This window comes from Microbacterium sp. Bi128, assembly GCF_918698205.1.
In genome coordinates, this window is record NZ_CAKKMM010000367.1 from 1 (window position 1) to 4,350 (window position 4,350).

4 protein-coding genes are annotated in these 4,350 nt (G+C 69.9%); 2 read left to right on the forward strand and 2 right to left on the reverse strand.

What is annotated here, in order from left to right; all coding sequences use genetic code 11:
- Both LQV45_RS19110 and LQV45_RS19115 read left to right on the forward strand, forming a co-directional pair.
- Positions 1 to 490, forward strand: a 490-nt coding sequence (locus LQV45_RS19110; protein WP_230008372.1) for a Dps family protein, incomplete at its 5' end; no start/stop codon positions are given.
- 161 nt (positions 491 to 651) lie between these two features.
- The gene (locus tag LQV45_RS19115) at positions 652 to 1,581 is read left to right on the forward strand and encodes a hypothetical protein (RefSeq protein ID WP_230008373.1); all 930 of its coding nucleotides are present in this window, start codon (positions 652 to 654) and stop codon (positions 1,579 to 1,581) included.
- Between the two features lie 51 nt (positions 1,582 to 1,632).
- Here the strand turns inward: LQV45_RS19115 and LQV45_RS19120 are convergent, their stop codons facing one another.
- The gene (locus LQV45_RS19120; RefSeq protein WP_230008374.1) at positions 1,633 to 2,091 is read right to left on the reverse strand and encodes a hypothetical protein; all 459 of its coding nucleotides are present in this window, start codon (positions 2,089 to 2,091) and stop codon (positions 1,633 to 1,635) included.
- A gap of 115 nt (positions 2,092 to 2,206) precedes the next feature.
- Positions 2,207 to 4,350: DEAD/DEAH box helicase (locus LQV45_RS19125; protein WP_230008375.1), on the reverse strand; the 2,144-nt coding region annotated here is incomplete at its 5' end.

A 4,350-nucleotide genomic window follows, 5' to 3' on the forward strand; every position in this document is an offset into this window, starting at 1 on the left:
CGAGACCACTGACGAGCAGAACGCCGAGAAGGGCTTCCAGGCGTCCGAGAAGCTCACCGACGCGCTGCAGGCCGTGCTGATCGACCTGATCGAGCTGTCGATCCAGGGCAAGCAGGCCCACTGGAACGTCGTCGGCAAGAACTTCCGCGACACCCACCTCCAGCTCGACGAGATCATCGAGGCGGCGCGCGAGTTCAGCGACACCGTCGCCGAGCGCATGCGCGCGCTGCACGCCCTGCCCGACGGCCGCAGCGACACGATCGCCGAGACGACGACCCTGCCGGAGTTCCCCCAGGGCGAGATCGACACCGCCGAGGTCATCGACCTCATCACCGAGCGCATCGACGCTGTCGTCGGCACCGTCCGCGACGTGCACGACGGGGTCGACGACGAGGACCCCACCAGCGCCGACATCCTGCACTCGATCCTCGAGCGTCTCGAGCAGCTGTCGTGGATGGTCAGCGCCGAGAACCGCGTCGCCCGCAAGTAACCGCGGCGGAGAACACACCGGATGCCGGGGCCTCAGGGCCTCGGCATCCGTCGGTCGTCGCGGGGTCCGGCGCGCGCCGCGCCGAGCGGCGCCTCCGCGACCGCTCGGGATGTGGGACGCTCGATGGCGTCGGCGGACGCCGACGGGAACCGGGGGGATCCATGTCGAACAGTCAGGTCGACGACGTCCGAGCACGACGAGGAGCCTCGTGGTTCCTCTTGATCGGGGCGATGGGTGCGGTGGCGGGTCTACTGCCCTGGCTCACGACCGGCCCGTTCCTCCCCCTCCAGAACCTCGAGGAGACCGGCGATGCGTCGCGGGTGGGACCGTTCGTGCTCCTTCCCTTCAGCCAGTACGAGATCACGACGATCATCGTGCTCCTGGTGATGGGCGGTGTCGCCGCGGGAATCGCAGCCCGCGCCCTGCGGTCGCGCCCCGGTGTCATGCGAGGGGTCGCGACGGTCGGCGGGCTCGCGTTGGTCCAGGTCGTCGCGATCATCGAGACCGCACTCGTGACGGCGAGCGTGCTGCAGGAGCGCGTGGAGTCGACGGTGTACCTGCTCATGGTCACCGCCGTCGCGATCCTCGCTCTCGTCGTCTCCCTGGTCTCCGCGTTCCTGCTGGCCGCCGCGCCCCGCGCAGGCGCCGGAGTCGCCCTCGCGATCGGCGCGATGACCGGGGGCATGTGGATCGGCGCGTGGCTGACGCTGCCGTTCGCGTACGGCTCTCCGTTCTCCGCCATCCTCCCCCTGACCGTCCACCTCGGCCCGGTACTCGTCGGCGTCGTGGTCGCCTGGACGGGGGTCGACACCGTCGGGCGCGCGGCCGCAGCGGTGGTCGGGCTCCTGCTCGTGTGGGTGGTCCCCGCCCTGAGCACGGCGCTCGCGTCCGCCGCGGGCACGCGCGTGCTCGCCCGTGACCTCCCCGGGATGGCCGACTACGGCGTCACCGTGTTCTTCTCCGCGCTCTCGCTCCCGGAGCTGACCCTGCCCTCGCTGGTCGTCACGGTGGTGGTCGCCGCGGCCGGTCTCGCGCTGCGACGGGTGCTGCCCCGGGCGCGGCGCGCTCGTGCGGTTGAGCCGACTCGGTGAGCCACCCGTCCGACGTCCCGCGTCCGTTCGGGGCTCCGGACGCCGGCCCGGTCAGCGCCCGGGAAGGACGAGCGGCGGACGCGGGCCTTCGAGCCGGGCGATGGAGGCCTTGATATCGGCGATGTTCGCCGTGATTCCGACGATGTTGGCGTCGATGGTGAGGAGGCGCTCGTCGATCTGCCGTTCGCGGGCGTCGATGCGCGCCATTCGCTCGTCGAACCGTGCATCCGCGCGGTCCATCCGCGTCTCGGCGCGCTCCATGCGGGACTCGATCCGGTCGAATCGCTGATCCATCTGCTCGAACCGGTGATCGACCTGCGCGAATCGACGGTCGACTTGTTCGAACTGGCGGTCGACCTGCTCGAACCGGTGGTCGACCTGCGCGAACTGCCGCTCCGTGCGACGCTCGACCCGATCGAGCATCCACTTCATTCCGCTCAGGATCGCCGCCGCGAAGGTGAGGAAGAACGCGGCGAGTGCAATGAGGGCCTGAGCGGTATCGAGGGTCACGGTCGGTCCTTCCGGGCGGGGTGGCATCGACTTTACGGACGCCCTCGGTACGCGCGCCAGCGCCTCTCGGCGTGCGGTGGACAACTTCACCCCCACGCTCGCCGGGGAGGAACCGTCAGATCCGCAACACCTCGGTGACCCGCACGACCGCCGTCCCCTCTTCCTCGGACGCGGCGAGATCGACCTCGGCACGGATGCGCCAGTCGTGATCGCCCGCGGGGTCGTCGATCGTCTGCTCGACGCGCCAGACGCCCTCAGCCGCGGCCGACTCGTCGATGTCGACGTACGCCGACGAGCGCGCCGCACCGCCCGTGCCGATCGTGTCGTGCTCGTCGAAATAGGCGTCCAGCGCGGCGGGCCAATCCACGTCGGGGTCGAGTTCGACGAGTTCGTCGTCGCGCTGCAGGGCCGCGAGCTGCACGCGCCGGAACATCTCGTTGCGTACGAGCACGACGAACGCGCGGCGGTTGGTGAGGATCGACGGCGGCGCCGGGGGCACCACGGGCGCGGTCGGGTCATCGGCGGGGTTGATGAGCTGCTCCCACTCGTCGACGAGGCTCGAGTCCACCTGTCGCACGAGTTCGCCGAGCCACTCGATGAGATCGAGCAGGTCAGGGGTCTGCGCATCGACGGGTACGGTCTGGCGGATGGCCCGGTAGGCGTCGCTGAGGTAGCGCAAGACGAGGCCTTCGCTGCGGGCGAGCTGGTAAAGCGAGACGAACTCCCCGAACGACAGTGCCCGCTCGAACATGTCGCGCACGACCGACTTGGGCGACAGCTCGAAGTCGCGGATCCACGGCTGGCTCGACGCGAACACCTCGTACGCCTGCGCGAGCAACGCGTCGAGGGGCTTGGGCCACGTGATCTCCTCGAGCAGCTCCATGCGCTCGTCGTACTCGATGCCCTCGCGCTTCATCGCCGCGACGGCCTCACCGCGCGCGCGGAACTGCTGCTGCGAGAGCACCGGCCGCGGATCGTCGAGCGTCGCCTCGATGACGCTGACGACATCGAGAGCGTAGTGCCCGGTGCCGACCGACGACGCCGGGGGCGCGGCATCCGGTCCCCGTCCCAGCTCCACCTCGGGGTCGAGCATCTCGATCGCCGCGAGCGCGAACGGCGACAGCGGCTGGTTGAGCGCGAAGTTCGGCTGCAGCTCGACGGTGAGTCGGATGCCATTCACCTCCGCCTCCACCACGCCGGCCTGCACCAGGGTGCGGAAGATCGCGAGCGCGCGGCGGGCGAGCTCGTACTTCCGGGCCTGCGGTTCGTGATTGTCGAACACCAGCGACCGCACGTTTTCGAAGACGTCGCCGCCGCGGGCGATGACGTTGATGAGCATCGCGGCGGTGAGCTTCATCTGGGGCTGGAGCGGCTCGGGCTCCGCGGCGACGAGGCGGTCGTAGCTCTGTTCGGTCCAGTTGACGAAGCCCTGCGGCGCTTTCTTCCGCACGATCTTCTTCTGCTTCTTGAGGTCGTCTCCGGCCTTGAGGATCTGCGCGGCGTTCTCGATCTCATGGTCGGGCGCCATGACGACGACGGTGCCAGCGGTGTCGTAGCCGGCGCGGCCCGCGCGCCCGGCGATCTGGTGGAACTCTCGCGCCGAGAGCTGGCGCATGCGCGTGCCGTCGTACTTGGTCAGCGCCGTCATCAGCACGGTCCGGATCGGGACGTTGATGCCGACCCCGAGGGTGTCGGTACCGCAGATGACGCGCAAGAGCCCGCGCTGCGCGAGCGTCTCGACCAGGCGCCGGTACCGCGGCAGCATCCCCGCGTGGTGCACGCCGATCCCGGCGCGCACGTAGCGCGACAGGGTCTTGCCGAAGCCGGTGGTGAAGCGGAAGCCGCCGATGGCCTCGGCGATCTCGTCGCGCTGCTCGCGGCCGATGATGCGGATCGACGACAGCGCTTGCGCGCGCTCCATCGCCGCTGCCTGAGAGAAATGCACCACGTACACCGGCGCCTGGCGGGTGTCGAGGAGCTCTTGCACGGTCTCGTGGATGGGAGTCCGGGCGTACTCGAAGTGCAGGGGCACGGGCCTTTCGACGCCGGTGACCCGGGCGGTGGGCCGGCCGGTGCGGCGCGAGAGGTCGTCGGCGATACCGGTGACATCGCCGAGCGTCGCCGACATCAGGATGAACTGCGCCCGCGGCAAGAGGAGCAGCGGCACCTGCCACGCCCATCCTCGATCGGGTTCGCCGTAGTAGTGGAACTCGTCCATCACGACCTGGTCGACCACGGCATCCGGACCCTGCCGCAGGG